This is a genomic window from Priestia sp. SB1 (assembly GCF_038898415.1).
In genome coordinates, this window is the sequence record NZ_JBBJSS010000001.1 from 675,831 (window position 1) to 694,146 (window position 18,316).

At 39.2% G+C, this 18,316-nt stretch carries 17 protein-coding genes; 3 read left to right on the forward strand and 14 right to left on the reverse strand.

Annotated elements, in window-relative coordinates:
• Positions 1-2: 2 nt before the first annotated feature.
• From WKH56_RS03515 to gpr, 10 genes are all read right to left on the reverse strand, one after another.
• Complete coding sequence (locus tag WKH56_RS03515) at positions 3-755, reverse strand: 16S rRNA (uracil(1498)-N(3))-methyltransferase (protein WP_048019736.1); 753 nt, start codon at positions 753-755, stop codon at positions 3-5.
• A 19-nt stretch (positions 756-774) separates the two neighbouring features.
• Positions 775-1,716, reverse strand: a complete 942-nt coding sequence (prmA, locus tag WKH56_RS03520; RefSeq protein ID WP_028411654.1) for a 50S ribosomal protein L11 methyltransferase — start codon at positions 1,714-1,716, stop codon at positions 775-777.
• A gap of 117 nt (positions 1,717-1,833) precedes the next feature.
• Complete coding sequence (dnaJ, locus tag WKH56_RS03525) at positions 1,834-2,964, reverse strand: molecular chaperone DnaJ (RefSeq protein WP_013059241.1); 1,131 nt, start codon at positions 2,962-2,964, stop codon at positions 1,834-1,836.
• Positions 2,965-3,199: 235 nt separating this feature from the next.
• Complete coding sequence (gene dnaK, locus WKH56_RS03530) at positions 3,200-5,017, reverse strand: molecular chaperone DnaK (protein ID WP_014458181.1); 1,818 nt, start codon at positions 5,015-5,017, stop codon at positions 3,200-3,202.
• Positions 5,018-5,047: 30 nt separating this feature from the next.
• Positions 5,048-5,608, reverse strand: a complete 561-nt coding sequence (gene grpE, locus WKH56_RS03535) for a nucleotide exchange factor GrpE (protein WP_048019735.1) — start codon at positions 5,606-5,608, stop codon at positions 5,048-5,050.
• A 105-nt stretch (positions 5,609-5,713) separates the two neighbouring features.
• Positions 5,714-6,742 carry a heat-inducible transcriptional repressor HrcA gene (gene hrcA, locus WKH56_RS03540; RefSeq protein WP_013059244.1) on the reverse strand — a complete coding sequence of 343 codons (1,029 nt, stop codon included), beginning with the start codon at positions 6,740-6,742 and terminating at the stop codon, positions 5,714-5,716.
• A gap of 91 nt (positions 6,743-6,833) precedes the next feature.
• Positions 6,834-7,973 carry a radical SAM family heme chaperone HemW gene (gene hemW / locus WKH56_RS03545; RefSeq protein ID WP_047749825.1) on the reverse strand — a complete coding sequence of 380 codons (1,140 nt, stop codon included), beginning with the start codon at positions 7,971-7,973 and terminating at the stop codon, positions 6,834-6,836.
• 175 nt (positions 7,974-8,148) lie between these two features.
• Complete coding sequence (gene lepA, locus WKH56_RS03550) at positions 8,149-9,972, reverse strand: translation elongation factor 4 (RefSeq protein ID WP_013059246.1); 1,824 nt, start codon at positions 9,970-9,972, stop codon at positions 8,149-8,151.
• 128 nt (positions 9,973-10,100) lie between these two features.
• Entirely contained in the window at positions 10,101-10,436 is a 336-nt protein-coding gene (locus WKH56_RS03555) for a YqxA family protein (protein WP_028411657.1), read from the reverse strand.
• 84 nt (positions 10,437-10,520) lie between these two features.
• Positions 10,521-11,633 carry a GPR endopeptidase gene (gene gpr, locus WKH56_RS03560; protein ID WP_243495172.1) on the reverse strand — a complete coding sequence of 371 codons (1,113 nt, stop codon included), beginning with the start codon at positions 11,631-11,633 and terminating at the stop codon, positions 10,521-10,523.
• Positions 11,634-11,889: 256 nt separating this feature from the next.
• Between gpr and rpsT the strand changes: the two genes are divergently transcribed.
• Entirely contained in the window at positions 11,890-12,156 is a 267-nt protein-coding gene (gene rpsT / locus WKH56_RS03565; RefSeq protein WP_013085065.1) for a 30S ribosomal protein S20, read from the forward strand.
• A 34-nt stretch (positions 12,157-12,190) separates the two neighbouring features.
• Here the strand turns inward: rpsT and holA are convergent, their stop codons facing one another.
• A complete protein-coding gene (gene holA, locus WKH56_RS03570) occupies positions 12,191-13,207 on the reverse strand; it encodes a DNA polymerase III subunit delta (protein ID WP_099331296.1) in 1,017 nt (338 codons plus the stop codon).
• A 327-nt stretch (positions 13,208-13,534) separates the two neighbouring features.
• Here holA and WKH56_RS03575 point away from each other — a divergent pair, with 327 nt between their 5' ends.
• Entirely contained in the window at positions 13,535-13,669 is a 135-nt protein-coding gene (locus WKH56_RS03575) for a YqzM family protein (RefSeq protein ID WP_013059251.1), read from the forward strand.
• Between the two features lie 57 nt (positions 13,670-13,726).
• On the opposite strand, the gene WKH56_RS03580 is transcribed toward WKH56_RS03575, so the two are convergent.
• The 3 genes from WKH56_RS03580 to WKH56_RS03590 all read right to left on the reverse strand — a co-directional run bounded on the left by WKH56_RS03580 (position 13,727) and on the right by WKH56_RS03590 (position 17,380).
• Positions 13,727-16,018 (reverse strand): DNA internalization-related competence protein ComEC/Rec2, encoded by a 2,292-nt coding sequence (locus WKH56_RS03580; protein ID WP_243495173.1) that lies wholly within the window; start codon positions 16,016-16,018, stop codon positions 13,727-13,729.
• Positions 16,019-16,087: 69 nt separating this feature from the next.
• Positions 16,088-16,654: a ComE operon protein 2 gene (locus WKH56_RS03585; protein WP_028411661.1), complete on the reverse strand. Its 567-nt coding sequence runs from the start codon at positions 16,652-16,654 to the stop codon at positions 16,088-16,090.
• A 90-nt stretch (positions 16,655-16,744) separates the two neighbouring features.
• Entirely contained in the window at positions 16,745-17,380 is a 636-nt protein-coding gene (locus tag WKH56_RS03590; protein ID WP_028411662.1) for a helix-hairpin-helix domain-containing protein, read from the reverse strand.
• Between the two features lie 96 nt (positions 17,381-17,476).
• On the opposite strand from WKH56_RS03590, the gene comER reads away from it, so the two are divergent.
• Positions 17,477-18,307 (forward strand): late competence protein ComER, encoded by an 831-nt coding sequence (gene comER / locus WKH56_RS03595; protein WP_025750559.1) that lies wholly within the window; start codon positions 17,477-17,479, stop codon positions 18,305-18,307.
• Positions 18,308-18,316 lie beyond the last annotated feature (9 nt).

The following is an 18,316-nucleotide window of genomic DNA, read 5'->3' on the forward strand; positions in this document are numbered from 1 at the left end:
CGTCACCTCATTAACTCAGTTTGATAAGATATAGCAGACAGCGCATATAAAGGAGCTGTTTCTGCTCGTAAAATTCGCGGACCAAATCCGCTTATTGTAAATTCATTTTCTTCTAATACTTCTACTTCCTGCTCGGTCAAACCACCCTCGGGGCCTACAACCACAAGCACGGAATTGCCGGGTTTTAAAGCTGAAAGAACAGCGTGTAGATGAGATGTTTCTCCTTGCTTTGCTCTTTCTTCATAGGCTACAACTTTATGAGTATAATCACCGCTAATTTCTACTAGTTTTTTAAAAGAAATTGGGGCTTCTACTGCTGGTACAATCGTACGATGAGATTGTTCTGCAGCCTCTTTAGCAATCTTGTTCCAGCGATCTACTTTTTTTTGACTCTTTTTATCATCCCATTTAACAACTGAACGAGCCGCAATAAAAGGGATAAACCTATACGCTCCAAGTTCTGTCCCTTTTTGGATAATAAGCTCGAGCTTATCCCCTTTAGGCAGACCGTTCACAATTGTAACATGGACTGGAAGCTCTTTTTCTTCGCTTATCCATTCTATAATAGATGCTTTCACTTCGTTAGCGGAAATATTTTCAATTTCACACAATGCAGCTTGCCCCTGTTGATTACAGGCAATAAACTGTGATCCTTCATTCATTCTCATGACGCGTGAGATATGATGGGCATCATCATGTGTCACTATGACACTTTGCTCTTGAAATTGATCATTTGGCAGAAAATAACGTTGCATCTTGACACCTTCTCACTTGTTAAGCTTGTTTTTGCGCAATAATTGCTACCCAGTCTTCCATAAGCGTTACTTCTTGAATAACAAAGCCCGCTCCCGTTAACGCTTTTTTGACATCTTCTTTTTTCGCACTAATAATACCTGATGTAATGAACATGCCTCCTGGCTTTAATACCTTTGCAGCATCGTCTACAAAACGAACGATTACCTCAGCAAGAATATTCGCCACAACAATGTCCACCGGTCCTTCTATACCTTGCAATAAGTTGTTTTGACCTACTGTTACGATATTTCCAACTTGATTCAGTTCAATATTTTCGCGGGCAGAACGTACGGCTACTTCATCAAGATCTAGAGCTTGTACATTACTTGCTCCTAACAGGGCTGCGCCAATACTTAGCACTCCTGAGCCTGTACCCACGTCAATAACGGTATCTCCTGCTTTCACTGTTCTTTCCAATGCTTGAAGAGACATAACCGTCGTTGGATGCGTACCTGTACCAAAAGCCATTCCGGGATCAAGCTCGATAATCAATTCATCTGTGCTTACTTTTTCATAGTTTTCCCAAGTTGGTACAATCGTAAAACGCTCTGAAATTTTCACAGGGTGGTAATATTTTTTCCAAGCAGTGGCCCACTCTTCCTCGTTCACTTCACTGATCGTAACTTTGTTAGCTCCTAAATCAAAGTCGTAAACAAGCAGTCCATTAATTTCTTTTTTGATACCATCCACAGTTTCTGCTAAAAAGCTGTTAACTGGAAGGTATGCTTTAATCACTACACCTTCCTCTGGGTAGTCTTCTACGTTTAAATCATAGATTTCACCAAAAGTTGTATCTCTGTCCTTCACTAAATCAGCAGGATCTTCAATGACTACCCCGCTAGCTCCTGATTCATGTAAAATATGAGAGATGGGTTCAATTGCTTCTTGCGCTGTATGAATACAAATTTCAGACCATTTCATTGCTACCAACTTCATCCTTTCTGCCTTCAGTAATATAGGATTTTAAATATGAACATGACAGATGACAGGTTGGCAAAGTACCTTTACCAACCTGTCTCTGTTTATTATGAAAGACAATTATTCTCCTTTAATTGCTCGTTTTACTTTTGCAAAAAAGGAATCATGCTGCTCATCAACGGCTTCTTGACCGCTCAGTTCAGCGAACTCACGCAATAATTGTTTTTGTTTTTCTGATATTTTTGTTGGCGTTACAACGCGAACGTGAATATGCTGATCTCCTTGACCATACCCTCGTACGTTTGCCACACCTTTTCCTTTTAAACGGAATTTCGTCCCCGTTTGTGTACCAGCAGGAATCTTCAGCTTCACCTTGCCGTGTAGAGTTGGTACTTCTACTTCATCACCTAGTGCTGCCTGAGCAAACGTTAAAGGCATTTCGCAGTAGATATCGTCTCCATCACGTTCAAAGAATTCATGAGTGCGCACGTGGAACACTACGTATAAATCTCCCGGAGGACCACCATTTACCCCTGGTTCTCCTTGAGCACTAACGCGCAGCTGTTGACCATCATCTACACCAGCTGGAATTTTAACATTAATTTTACGTCGTTTTGTTACTTTACCGTCACCGTGGCACGTTGCACATTTGTCTTTAATGATTTTTCCCGTACCATTACAATGATGACACGCACGTCGATTTACCACGCGACCAAACGGCGTGTTTTGTTCAACGTTTAACTGACCTGAACCATTACAGTGCGAACATGTATCAACTTTTGTTCCAGGTTTTGCACCTGAACCGTGACATGTTTCACACGTTTCTTCACGTGGAATTTCAATTGTTGTTTCTTTTCCGAAAACAGCTTCTTCAAAAGAAAGTGTCATCGTGTATTGTAAATCGGCACCTTGTCTCGGAGCATTAGGGTCACGTCTGCGACCACCACCACCAAAGATCGAGCTGAAAATATCTTCAAAGCCGAAGCCGCCAAAGTCTGAGCCGCCTCCACCAAAGCCGCCAAAGCCTTGATTTGGATCAGTATGACCAAATTGATCGTATTGTGCTTTTTTTTGGTCATCACTCAATACTTCATATGCTTCTTTTACTTCTTTAAATTTGTCAGCAGCATCTTCCGCTTTATTAATATCTGGATGATATTGTTTAGAAAGCTTGCGGTATGCTTTTTTTATTTCATCTTTTGTAGCGCTCTTACTGATACCGAGTACTTCATAGTAATCTCGCTTACTCATCAATACTCACTCCCGAATCGTTTCACATAAACGTAATTGTATCATTATTAATAATTCCATAGCAACATAAAAGTTACTTTCTATTGCTCACGTGCACGCAGAGAGCCAAGAGAAAAACTTCCCCTTTCGCTTTTCCACGTTAAAAAAGTCAAAGCCAAGAAATAAGCTTGACTTTGACTTTTTAAAAAGATGTGAATCGCACCATGGCGTCATTCACGTTAGTCGTCAAGATGCATTATTTTTTGTCGTCGTTTACTTCTTCAAACTCTGCATCTACAACATCATCATTTTGAGCGCCTTGTTCACCTGCTTGCTGAGCTTGTTGAGCTTGCTCATACAATTTTACAGTTAACGCTTGAACGATTTCTTGAAGTTCATCTTTTTTCGCTTTGATTTCTTCAAGGTCATTCTTTTCAATCGCAGCTTTTAAAGCATCTTTTGCTTCGTTAGCTTTTGTTACTTCAGCTTCTTCTACTTTTCCTTCAAGATCTTTTAATGTTTTTTCAGTTGTAAACACTAGTTGATCTGCTTCGTTGCGTAGTTCCACTTCTTCTTTACGTTGCTTATCAGCATCTGCGTTTTCTTCCGCCTCTTTTACCATGCGTTCGATTTCGTCATCTGATAAACCAGTTGAAGATTTAATTGTAATCGCCTGCTCTTTGTTTGTACCTAAATCTTTTGCACGAACGTTTACGATACCGTTCTTATCAATATCGAATGATACTTCGATTTGAGGTACTCCGCGTGGTGCAGGAGGAATGTCTGTTAATTGGAAACGTCCTAGCGTTTTATTGTCTGCAGACATTGGACGCTCACCTTGAAGAACGTGAATATCTACAGCCGTTTGGCTATCTGCAGCCGTTGAGAATACTTGTGATTTACTTGTTGGAATTGTCGTATTACGCTCAATTAGCTTTGTAAATACGCCACCCATTGTTTCGATACCTAGTGATAAAGGCGTTACGTCTAGTAATACAACGTCTTTTACATCACCAGTTAATACGCCACCTTGAATTGCTGCACCAAGTGCAACTACTTCATCAGGGTTTACACCTTTATGAGGATCTTGACCAGTTTCTTTTTTGATTGCATCTTGTACCGCTGGGATACGAGTTGAACCACCAACTAAGATTACTTTATCAAGTTCGCTTGCAGAAAGACCTGCATCTTTTAAAGCTTGACGCACAGGGGCCATTGTACGTTCAACAAGACCTGCTGATAACTCGTCAAATTTAGCACGTGATAAAGATACTTCTAAGTGAAGAGGACCAGCTTCTCCAGCAGTGATAAATGGTAAAGAAATTTGTGTAGATGTTACGCCTGATAAATCTTTTTTCGCTTTTTCAGCCGCATCTTTTAAACGTTGAAGCGCCATTTTATCTTTGCTTAAATCAACGCCGTTTTCTTTTTTGAATTCAGCTACTAAATAGTCGATGATTACTTGGTCAAAGTCGTCACCACCAAGGCGATTGTCACCTGCAGTTGCGCGAACTTCAAACACGCCGTCGCCAAGTTCTAGAATAGATACGTCAAACGTACCGCCACCAAGGTCATAAACTAAAACTGTTTGATCTTCATCTGTTTTTTCTAATCCGTATGCAAGCGCCGCTGCAGTAGGCTCGTTAATAATACGCTCTACTTCTAAACCAGCAATTTTACCAGCATCTTTTGTTGCTTGACGCTCAGCATCATTAAAGTAAGCAGGAACTGTGATAACAGCTTTTGTTACAGGCTCACCTAAATACTCTTCAGCATAACCTTTTAAATGTTGAAGAATGATAGCTGACATTTCTTGAGGCGTGTATTGCTTGCCTTCAGCTTCCACCTTATGGTCTGTACCCATATGACGTTTAACTGAAATAATTGTGTTAGGGTTTGTAATAGCTTGACGTTTCGCTACTTCCCCAACTTGACGCTCACCGTTTTTGAATGCCACAACTGATGGCGTTGTACGGTTTCCTTCTGGATTTGGAATTACTTTTGGTTCGCCGCCTTCTAATACAGCGACACAAGAGTTAGTTGTACCTAAATCGATACCAATGATCTTACTCATTGACAATGACCTCCTTCATAATATGTAGTGTTATTGATTCACTTTAACCATCGCAGGGCGGATGATTTTATCTTTTAATTTGTAACCTTTTTGAAGCTCTTCTACTACCGTGTTCGGTTCGTATTCATCGTCTTCTACTTGCATCACTGCTTGATGCTCGTATGGATCAAATGTTTTCCCAACTGACTCAATTGCTTCAACACCTTCTTTTTGAAGTGCCTCTACCAATTGACGGTATACCATTTCTACACCTTGTAGCACAGATTTGGTTTGTTCGTCCGCTGTGTTAACTTGTAATGCACGTTCAAAGTTATCAAGTGCTGGTAAAATATCCGCAACCAATGATTGAGCACGGTATTTTTGAGCAGCTTCTGCATCGAGACGTGAACGACGACGGAAATTATCGAAATCAGCTTGTAGACGTAAGTAGCGATTCTCTTCTTCTTCAAGCTGTTGCTTTAATTGATCATTTTCTTGTTGAAGAGGGTTTACTTCCTCAGACGCTTCAGCTTCATTTGCTTCAGCAGCTTCTGTTTGAACTTCTTCAACCACTTCTTCGTTTTGTTCTTCTACTTGCTTTTCGTTTGACAATTCATTCACCTCCCTTAAATGTTTACACACATTTTCACATTTTAAACAACGATTTTTATTTTATCACAGGGAAAGGATGGAAGTAATATATTCCACCCGATTCCTTTATTCTTTATACAAGTTTGTTAACACTTGAGACATATCTGATGATAGCAGTGTAAGCAAACTAATCACACGCGCATATTCCATGCGGGTCGGTCCCAGTATAGCAATTGTGCCGAGCTGTTCGTGACCAAAAGAATAACTAGCTGTAATTAAGCTGCAGCCTACCATTTCATTCAACTTATTTTCATGACCAATTTTCACGTGTATGCCAGCCTCATTTGGGCTTAGCAGCTTATAAAACTGCTGTTCATGTTCAATAATGTTGAACAGCCCGCGAATTTTATTAAGATCATGAAATTCCGGCTGAGCAAACATATTCGTTTTGCCGCCAACTACTAATTTGCCATTCATGTTGAGCTTTAATGCATCATTGAGTATATCCATCGTCTGCTCATACCCTTGAATGTGGCTTTTTAAGAGCGTCGCTACTTCTTTGTACATTTTATCATGTAAATCAGTAATGCGAACGCCGATGAGCTTTTCGTTCAAAATGTTAACCATCTTTTCAATATCGGAAGGTTGAATACTGCTCGGTAACGTAATCGTCCGACTTTCAACGTGTCCTGTATCAGTCACAATAATGGCAACAGCTGACTGAGCCGTTAAAGGTAAAATCTGCAGCTGTTTTAACTTATGGCTGACCGCTTTTGGCCCTAGCACAATGGACGTTAAACTCGTTAAATCAGATAAAATTTGCGCTGATTTTTGAACGAGCTGCTCCAGTTCTACAATGCGCTCAGCAAATACCGAACGTACTGTAGAAACATCGCTTGCTTTCAAGTGCTGCGGGGACACTAGGTGATCAACATAATAACGATAGCCTTTCTCAGACGGAACGCGCCCTGAAGAAGTATGAGTTTTTTCAATAAATCCAAGTTCTTCTAGGTCTGACATCTCATTACGAATCGTAGCCGAACTAAAATTAAACTCTTCTTTCTTAGATAATGTTCGAGAGCCTACCGGCTGCGCAGATCGAATGAAATCATCAATAATGACTTGTAAAATTAATAACTGTCGATCAGTAAGCACGCTTCATCACCTCTGTTAGCACTCTAAAACTCTGAGTGCTAAATCTAATAATAAATTACCAAATCACTATAGCGATGTCAACGATTTGGTATTAGATTATCCCAATAAAGGCTTGAAAAACTTCATTCCCCAAAAATCGACCATTGTGTGTTAAAAAGACGGAGCTATTGTCTTCACCCAAAAGTCCTTTCTCTTTGTATTCTTGAATAGGTTCTCCAAATACATCTTTTAATTCTCGATTGAATTTTTGCTTAAACTCCTCTTTTGAGACTCCTTTCGTTTTACGAAGGCCCAAAAACATTTCTTCTTCCATTTTTTCAGCCTCGGTCACGCTCACTTCATTAAGATATGCATTTCCTTTTTGCTCGACTGAATCAATGTACTTTTTTAATGGTCCAATATTTGCTCGTCTTATTCCGTCAATATAGCTATGTGCGCCTGCACCAATTCCGTAATAATCGTCGTTGTTCCAATATGTTAGATTATGAATACTCTCGTAGCCTGACTTTGCGAAATTACTGATTTCATATTGATGAAAACCTTGTTTGTCCATTTCTTTCATAAGCAGCTCATACATAGCTGCTTCTTCTTCTTGAGCAGGCAGCGGCAGCTTCCCTTTATTCATTAAATTATAAAATACCGTTTTAGGTTCAATAATTAACGAATAGGCAGACATATGCTCTACCTCTAATGAAAAAGCGGTTTGAAGCGTAGAAGAAAAATCAGCTACCGTTTGTTCCGGCAAGCTATAAATTAAGTCTAAGCTTATATTCGACATTCCAATCTTTCTCGCTTGCTCAATACAATCAAATACCTGCCTATTTGAATGCACACGTCCAATTTTCTCCAATAACCTTTCATTAAACGTTTGTACACCAATACTTAAACGATTCACGCCATAGTCATGGAGAAGCTGAAGCTTTTCTTTTGTCAATTCATTCGGATTCGCTTCAAATGTAAACTCACCTTTCTCATCATAAGGAAGATACATACGAATGGATTCTAAAAAATACTCCAGCTGCTGTTCATCTAAGGCTGTGGGCGTTCCACCCCCAACGAATATCGTGTTCAAATTGGTCGTTGGATAACGTTCGACTGTTTGTTTCATTTCTTCTCGCATGCTTTCCAAATACGGCATAACGGGCTGATTTTTGAAAAACACTTTATTAAAGTCACAATAGTGACAAATATGATGACAAAACGGGATATGCAGATATGCTGCCTTCACCATGGACTTTCACCTCAATCACATTTATAAATGATAAAAATACCGCAGAGTCTCTCTGCGGTATTTTTATCTATGTTCGTTCACACTTATTTACAGCGCTCAAAACTCTTTACTATCGTATCAGATTCGCTTCATTTTCAAAACTAATTTGACATGTTAAATAATAGAATTTCAGCTATTAATCTTCGTCCATGCGAAGCACAGCCATGAATGCTTCCTGCGGTACTTCAACAGAACCGACCTGCTTCATACGTTTTTTACCTTCTTTTTGTTTTTCAAGAAGTTTACGTTTACGAGAGATATCTCCTCCGTAACATTTTGCTAAAACGTTTTTGCGAATGGCTTTAATTGTTGAACGCGCCACAATTTTTTGACCGATTGCCGCTTGAATCGGCACTTCGAACTGTTGACGTGGAATAAGCTCTTTAAGCTTTTCTACAATGACTTTACCACGATCATAAGCTGAATCTCTGTGAACGATAAAGGACAGCGCATCGACCGTTTCACCGTTTAAGAGAATATCCATCTTCACAAGCTTCGAAGGCTGATATCCGATAAGCTCGTAGTCAAACGACGCGTAGCCTTTTGTATTTGATTTTAGTTGATCAAAGAAATCATATACAATTTCAGCCAGCGGAATTTCGTATACAATACTCACGCGATTAGCATCCAAGTACTGCATATCAATAAAGTTGCCTCGCTTCTTCTGACAAAGCTCCATCACAGCACCAACATAATCGTTTGGTACCATCATTGTGGCCTTCACATACGGTTCTTCCACGCGTTCAATCTTTTGTGGGTCCGGCATATTAGAAGGGTTATCTACAGACAGATGAGTCTCGTCTGTTAAATATACGTCATAAATAACGCTTGGAGCTGTTGTAATTAAATCAATTTTAAATTCACGCTCAATACGCTCTTGGATAATCTCCATGTGAAGCAGTCCTAAGAATCCACATCGGAAACCAAACCCTAAGGCCTGAGACGTCTCTGGCTCAAACTGAAGTGCAGAGTCATTTAGCTCTAACTTTTCTAGTGCTTCACGAAGATCGTTATACTTCGCTGTATCAATCGGATACAGTCCGCAGTATACCATTGGATTCAGACGACGATAGCCAGGAAGAGGTTCACTTGCTCCGTTTTTGGCAAGAGTAATCGTGTCCCCTACTCGCGTATCTCCAACATTTTTAATAGCTGCTGTTAAAAACCCTACGTCGCCAACAGAAAGTTCATCTTTAGCAACGGCTTTTGGCGTTAACACACCTAGCTCCGTTACCTCAAACTCTTTTCCTGTTGCCATCATTTTAATTTTGTCGCCTACTTTTACTCGTCCCTGTACGATACGAATAGATGCAACTACACCTCGGTATGCATCATAAAATGAATCAAAGATTAGCGCTTGAAGCGGTGCATCTGGATCCCCTTCAGGAGCAGGAACTTTTTCAACAATTTGTTCTAAAATTTCTTCGATTCCAATTCCTGCTTTAGCTGAAGCTAATACAGCTTCCGACGCATCTAATCCAATTACGTCTTCAACCTCTTGGCGCACTCGCTCTGGCTCTGCGCTCGGCAGGTCAATCTTATTAATGACAGGTAAAATTTCAAGGTTGTTATCAAGCGCTAAATATACGTTTGCTAGTGTTTGAGCTTCAATACCTTGAGCTGCATCTACTACTAGAATAGCACCTTCACACGCGGCTAAACTTCGCGACACTTCATATGTAAAATCGACGTGTCCCGGTGTGTCAATTAGATGAAAAGTATACTCTTCTCCATCTTTTGCTTTGTATTGAAGCTGCACAGCATTTAATTTAATGGTAATTCCACGTTCACGTTCTAAATCCATCGAATCTAAAAGCTGAGCTTTCATTTCTCGCTGTGTTAACGCATTTGTTTTTTCTAAAATACGGTCTGCTAATGTTGACTTACCGTGGTCTATATGAGCAATAATCGAAAAGTTTCTGATTTTCGATTGTCGTTTCAATCTTGCTTCTCTATCCATATTTTTTTCACTCCTACTGAAAATCGGCAAAATACACTAAACTAAATTATAACAACACATTCGTCAACATTCAATAAGCATTCCATTGGGGATTTTTCCATACAAAAAAGCAGAAAGAGATTCTGCTTTTAATTAAGAAGATGATGGATAGCCTTAAAAGCTTTCCCTATTGTACTTTTCACGCCTTCCGCTAGACTTTGACCTAGCGAGGAGAAAAAGTTAAAAGCCTTTCGTTTTTCTAAAAGCTGCTGTTTTTCATCAATGTTCACAACTTTTTTTGAACCTAAAACAGCAGCTTCCACCTGACCATCTGACGTTTTAGACACATTAATAACATGTTCAATCGAAGGATCATTATATCCCTTCATTTTAATCAGCCCTTGCTGAGCCGTCTGCATTCCTAAAAATACGACGAACAGTAAAAAAATAGTTAGCACTACTGATTTTAAAGTAAATTTAATCATATTATTAGGCCCCTTACTTCTTTATCTTCTGTAGTACTAACCATTATGACTATATTCTGAAGAACTCATTCATCTAAAAGCGTATTAATGAGTATATGCCCCAAAGTTCTCTTGGTCCACTTCATGATGCAAAGCAGCGTTAAGTCCTCCTGCAACTACATTAGCCATATCTTCAATAAACATATCCACTTCTTTTGGCGTAACCATCAAATTATGACCTAAAGGTGCAAGCACTTCATGAATAAGACGTCTTTTTTCTTCATCGGGAAGAGTGCCAATCATACCGAGGTACGTTTGACGCTGCTCTTCATTGGGTAAATCATCCTCCGTGAGCTTCTTTTTTTCTCCAAACGTCATACCAGACGGAAGCAGCGACTTAGACGGCTTTCCCTGCTCTTTCATTTCTCGGCCGAAATGTTTTAAGATAAAGTCAATTGTATCGCTTGTAATGGACACAGCATCCACCACCGTTGGAATACCTATTGCAATAACTGGAATGCCAAGTGTTTCATAACTGATTTCTTTGCGCTTGTTTCCAACCCCAGACCCAGGATGAATACCTGAATCTGAAATTTGAATGGTAGCATTTACCCGTTCAATCGAACGAGCGGCCAGCGCATCGATTGCAATAATAAAATCCGGATTCACTTTCTTTACAACGCCAAAGATAATATCACTTGTCTCAATACCCGTCATTCCCATTACTCCCGGAACAATGGCGCTAACGGGTCTAAAGCCATCTTGCACGCTTTCAGGCTGTAACTCAAACAAGTGTCTTGTAATCAACAAATTATCTACTGCCTTTGGTCCAAGCGCATCTGGTGTCACACTTAAGTTTCCAAGACCCACTACAAGACAGCTAGCATCATCTGGAATGTTGAGGCTTTTAATAAAAAAATTCAGCTCTTTAGCAAATACTTCTTCCATAGCCTCTTGCTTTTCAGTATCCTGCTCGCGAATGCCTACCGATTCAAGGGTTACATATCGGCCTTTTTTCTTACCGATTGCTTCTGCGCCCTCTTCCGTAATTTCTACCACTGAAATTTTGACACCTTGTTCTTCTTTTTCTTTTACAATTACGCCGTTGATTTCTGACTGGTTATTCGGTTTAGGCTGATTTTCTAACGCTATGTCTTTTGCTTCGACAGCTAGATCCGTGCGCACGCTATATTGACTTAAATCAAGTTCTTTTTCCATTTCTTAACCTCCTAGACAATCTTTGTTGAAATTATTGTCACCGAGGACTGGCAGATTCATGCATTTAAGAAACGAAAAGTAGAAGGAAGGGCGCAATATCAGCTACAAGCTTTTAAAGAGAGGTCTGTCATATAAAATTCCTTGTCAAGGCTATTGCATTCTGTCCTTGTGTTTGATAAAATATCTTTTGTTCTTATTGTGAAGAATGTCGAGTTCTATATAATCTCGATTGTTATCATTTCGGGAGGTGAAACGGATGCCAAACATTAAATCAGCTATCAAACGTGTAAAAACTACTGAAGCTCGCCGTGCTCATAACATTCAAGCTAAATCAGCTATGCGTACTGCAATCAAAAACTTTGAAGCTTTAGTTGAAAACAACGATGTAGATAACGCAAAAGCAGCATTTGCTGTTGCTTCTAAAAAATTAGACAAAGCCGCACAATCTGGTCTTATCCACAAAAATGCTGCAGCTCGTCAAAAATCTCGCTTAGCAGTAAAACTTAACGGTTTATCTGCATAATTGAGACAAAAACGATCCCATTAGGATCGTTTTTTTATTGCGCTCTTTTTAATAAAAACAGCTGTAAAATAAGCGCTTTATCCATTTTTCCCGTCTTCATTTCATAATCTGCCTCTGCTAAATCCTTTAAAATTCCTTTAAGCTGCTGTTCCTCAAAACTTCTGCTCTGCTGCAAAGCGATTTTCACACGAAACGGATGAACCTTAATCGTTTGAGCAATTTGCTGCTGACCGTACCCTTGACTAGACAGCTGCTTCGTATGATAAATTAAACGAAACTGCGTCGCTAACAAAGATAAAATTTTAATAGGCTCTTCGTTGTTACGCAGCAAATCCTGATACATATTTAAAGCGATAGAAACCTTTCGCTGAATAACAGCATCAATAAGCGTAAATACGTTTTGTTCAAGCGTTTTTGCCACAAGCTTAAGCACCACTTCTTTTGTAATGACTCCTCCTTGTCCAACGTATAACACCATTTTTTCAATTTCATTTGTCACGAGCGTTACATTAAGCCCCACAAGCTGAATAAGCAGCGTTTCAGCATCTTCATCCATATTCACTCCATCTTTTGAAAGCAAATTATGAATCCACTGCTTCATTTCTTTTTCACCAAATTCGTTCGCTTCGATGTAAGCTGCTTGTTTTTTTAATAATTTTGTTATTTTTTTTCTTTCATCCAGCTTTTCATAAGGGGCTAGAAGAATTAACGTTGAAAAAGACGGGGGCTGTTCGACATATTGCTGAAGTTTTGCCAGATCATGCTCAACTTTATCTTTTGATTTTTCAGCCGTTAAAAATGCTGCATTTTTCGCAACCACTACACGCTTGTCTCCTAAAAAAGGAAGCGTTTCAGCATCTTCTAGAACTTGATCAATCGATGTCTCTTCTAAATCGTATAGGGACAAGTTAAATTCTTTATCTTCTTCATTCAACGTATAGTCGACGATTTTATCTCTAATCTTTTTACTCATAAATGCATTAACCCCGTGTATTAAATAAACGGGGGCGATATTATTTTTGGTAATACTTTTTAAGCTATCAACTGCCAACGTATATACGCTCCTCTTTTTTTATTCATCTATATTGATTATGTATAGTTACTGATAAACAAAATACAATTTCTATCGTAAAGGTGTTATGAGTTTTTGGCAACAATACAAAAGGAATTGTCTTAAAACGACAATTCCTCAGTTTATGATAAACATCAACAATATAAGCCCTAGGTTACTTATTTGTTAATGATTAAACCCTTATCTCTATTTTCTCCTCATGCTCATAAAGTATAGTTGTTAACTGTTGTCAGTTTGCGAAAACGCTTTTAAATTGTCTAGATTTTTAAAAAAAGTTAGATTATACTGTAAACAGGAGGGGTGTTAATGAACCAATTTGAAGAAAGTGTCCAAAGTAAACGCAACGACGCTGTCGATTCTGCCGTAGGATTTGGTGTTTCATTTGGCTTTTTCACTGCCTTATTTGTTATTGCAACTGTGATTCACTACTTGGGTTCGTAAAATTGCTTCAAGGCTGCTTCTTAGCAGTCTTTTTCAGTTCGTTTTTCTTACTATAGACTATGGAAGTTGCTGCGAAAACGTTCCTGACTTTTTTGTAAATTCATACATTACCCCACCATCTTCATCCGTTCGGTAAATATACACCCCGTAGCTTTTCAGAAGCTCTAATATTTCTTGATGAGGATGACCATAACGATTTTTTTGCCCCGCTGAAACAAGCGCTACTTTAGGGTTTAAATGTTGAACAAACTCTTCTGAAGTTGAGGTTTTACTGCCATGATGACCCACTTTTAATACATCTGCTTTAAGGTTGGGAAAGTCTTTCAATATTCTTTGTTCTCCTTCCTTTTCTAAATCTCCGGTGAATAGCCATCTTAAATTTCCTAACTTAGCGTCTATTACAATTGAGCCGTTGTTGCTCGTTTCTTCGAAACCTGTCGGAGAAATAACCTGAAATAAGACACCTCCTTCTTGCCAGCTATCTCCTTGTTGAACAATTTGAACAGGCACGCTTTGTTTTTGAGCAGCGATCACCAAGCCAGTCTCTACGTCATTTAATTCGGCTTTTTTCCCAAGCACCAGCTCTCCGACAGCCACTTGTGAAAATAAATGCTGTGCCGCCCCTGCGTGATCATAATCGCCGTGTGTAATAATCATTTTATCTACCTTTGTCATTCCTTTTGAATGCAAAAAGGGAACAAGTACGTCTTCTCCCACGTCAAAAGAAGAACGGCGTTTTTGCCATGGTTCTTTTGGAAATGAAACGGTTCCTCCGGTATCGATCATATACACGCCTTTTCGATAAGGAAGCTCAATGATAAAGCAGTCTCCTTGTCCTACATCGACCATTGTGACCGTTCCTTTTGGATTCAAATAAGGATACACACATTGTGCGGCTAACAATGCCGCGAGAAGAAACATATAGCGAACGAAAAATTTCCCTTCTTCGACCGCCACAAATAAAGCATAAATGCATAGGTACATGCCCAAAAACAGCAAAATATGGGGTTTTCCCGTTACGAAATCAGCGGGAATCCACTCAAAAAAATCAAGCAATTTTTCACAAGCAAGTAAAAGAACATGAAGAATTTGCTCCAGCAATTCACTCACTCCCGGCAAGATGATACGAACAAAAAGAATGAGCAAACAAAGAGGTAATACAACAAGAGAAAACAACGGTACAAAAACCATATTTAATGGCAAACTGAGGAGAGATACTCCATAAAAATAGTACAACAATAAAGGAAGTGAACTGACTTGTGCAATCGCTGAAACAGCCATGAGCTGGCTGAAAGAAGAATGAAAACGAGGTAAAATTGTCTGACTCGATAAAATCAAGGCAAAACTAACGGCAAAAGAAAGCTGAAATCCTACATCAAATAAATAGTACGGTTTGAAAAGCAGCATGCTCATAAAAGCAAGGCTGATGCTATCAACCAAAAGAATTTTTCTTTGTATTTTTATCGATATAAGCATCAGCATACTCATAAAAACAGCTCGGACAACTGAAGCGCTGCCACCGGCCAAAACCATGTATACAGGAAGAAGCAAAAGTAAAAGCGTAATGGCTCGCTCGCGCGTTATTCCAATCCGAATGAGCAAATAAAAACACATCGCTGTCAGCAGTCCAACATGAAGACCTGATATGGCAAGCAAGTGTATTAAACCAAATTGCTGATAGCGCTTGATACTCTCTTCTTCGATCCCAGTACGCTCGCCGTAAATTAGTGCCTGCATAAATCCAGCGCCTGGATCCGACATGTTTTGTTGAATATAATTAATTCCTTTTTGACGAATAAAGGTAAGGTACGTAAGTGGAGTTAAGGTGGGGAGCTGGCATTTTGCCAAATCAAGTCTCTTGACGTTAAGCTGCCAATGAATAGACTGATGGTATAAATATTGCTGATAATCAAATGCATGAAGGTTGCGAGCAGATGAAGGAGAAGTTAATTGCCCTGCTAGTTGACAAACTTGATGAATCGTTAGCTTTTCGAGCTGCTGTTTCTCTTCCAGCGTTTTTAGTTTATAAAAAGCTATGACTTCTTCATTTTGAACCGTAAACTTAAAAGTAAGCTTGTCGCCGTCACTATGCGGAACAGATGAAATTTCGCCTGTAAAAGTAGAAGATTCAGCTAAAAGAACCGTTTTGTTATGGTTATTTGCCTCAGCTAATAGGTAGACGCACAAAACGCTCAACAGTGTAGAAGCAATAACCACTTTCCTCGGACATTGTAGCCATTGAAAAATGAAAAGCACGATTAGCAAAAACAGGCTTACAGCGGAATGATTATCATATACATATAAGGCTAGCATCATGCTAAAAGCACAGTAAATATAATATCCTTTCACTTTTAGCTCCTTTCTTCCTTAAAAGAAAGAGGCTTCTTACTGTTACCAAGTAAAAAACCTCTTTTACCTTTAATTTGCCGTAAACAAAGCGAGAGCTTCACGCTGTAAATTCATCACTTCTGCTTCGTCAGCTCCGCTTTTTTCTAAACGAGCGAGAACATCCGTTACAAATTGAAGCTTCTCTTTACTTTTTAAGTCAATGATTGCTTCATCAAGTTCAACTTTTGCTGTTTTCACTCCCGCCTGTTCAAATAACTCAACAGCATACGGATGATTTTTGTAATCATTAGCATAATATACTGTTTTAATTCCCGCTTGAATAAGAGCTTTACAGCAGTTTAAACAAGGAAAATGCGTGACGTATACTTCCGCATCTTCTGTCTTCACACCAAACTTAGCACACTGCAAGAGTGCATTCACTTCTGCATGGACAGTTCTTACACAGTGGCCATCAATTACATAGCAGCCTTCGTCAGCACAATGCACGCCTCCGCTGATCGAACCGTTGTATCCTCCAGCTATAATACGTTTATCACGCACCACTGTAGCTCCAACAGCCAGACGTTCACAAGTGCTTCTTAAAGCTAGCAAATGGCTTTGTGCCATAAAATATTGATCCCATGAAATCCGGTTCATCTCATTCCCTGCCTTTTTATTTAAAACTGAATAATGATACTTTTCTCTTTCATAGTGTAGCGTTTTTTTTCCTTTTTCGTCAATAAGTCTCTACTGTACCGTAATTTGAGCTTTGATTTTTTCTAGCGACTTCTCGCCAATACCTGATACTTTTCCCAAATCCTCTACTGTTTGAAACAAGCCATTTTCCTCTCGATATGAAACGATGGCACTGGCTTTTGAAGGTCCAATGCCATTTAACGTTTGCAGTTCATCAGTGTTCGCTGTATTGATATTAACAAGGGGCTGATCATTTGAAGTTCCTGAGGAAGAAATTGAAGAAACTGGAGACGAAGGGGGGATTTCTTCTCCAGCAGCTGGAATATACACAGCCATTTCATCTTGTAGCTTGCTAGCTAAATTGAGCTGTCTTAAGTCCGCTTCTTTCGTAGCGCCTCCGGCTTGTGCTAGAGCATCTTTTACCCTTGCATCTTTAGGGAGCTGGTATACACCAGGCTTCTGAACAGCTCCTTTAATATCCACCATCACAAACGGGGAATCTTGGCTTGAAATTACTTGATTAGACGACTCTCCTTCTTTTTTTGTACCAGAAGATTCTGCCTTGATTATATCTGAGGTTTGAAGAGAACTTTCCGGTTTCTCTCCTCCTGTTCGATAGATATAAAAAGCCAACCCAACTGCTAAGCAAATACACCCAATTAGCCATTGTTTTTTTGAAAAAGTCAACTTGTACACTCCTTTGAATTTTGAAGTAACGTCATAAATTCCATTACGTCTTCATAGTGTTTAGAAGAAAAGGCTTTTGAAGGAGGGAATGAATCAGTGAACATAGGGTTTATCGGAACAGGAAACATGGGGAAAATATTAATTGATGCGTTTATTGAATCAAAAGCCGTACGTCCTTCTAAAATTACTATTATGAATCGTACAAAAAAAAGGGCCAAAGAGATTCAACAGCAGCATAAAAAAATTCATGTTGCTGATACAGCTGAAGAAGTTGTTCACGCATCCAAAGTCATTTTTATTTGTGTTAAGCCATTGGATATTCACCCCCTTTTAATAAAATTAGAACCACTGCTGACGAAAGATCACTGCATTGTATCCATTACCAGTCCAATTAGCGTAGAACAAATCGAACGCCTCATTCCGAGTCAAGCAGCTAGAATTATCCCTAGCATTACGAATCGGGCATTAGCAGGTGTTTCTCTTTTCACGTTTGGAGAAAGATGTACGCCTTTTTACCAAAATTATTTACATGAATTATTTTCATCTATGTCAAAGCCTGTGGCTATTGATCAAACGATTACCCGCGTATCATCCGATATCGTAAGCTGCGGTCCTGCATTCTTCAGCTTTTTGCTTCAACGCTTTATTGATGCAGCAGTTCAAGAAACAAATATTTCTGAAGAAGAAGCTACCGTCATGGCCAGCGATATGATTATTGGAATGGGAAAACTGTTGGAAAAAGAAATATTTACGCTTCCTACCTTGCAGGATAAAGTATGCGTAAAAGGCGGTGTAACTGGAGAAGGTATTAAAGTTTTAGAAGCTGAACTCGGAGAGATGTTTGTGCACGTATTTCAAAAAACACACGAAAAATTTGACGAAGACATTGAGCTTGTTCACAATCAGTTTGATAGTCTTATTCCATAATTTCTGTAG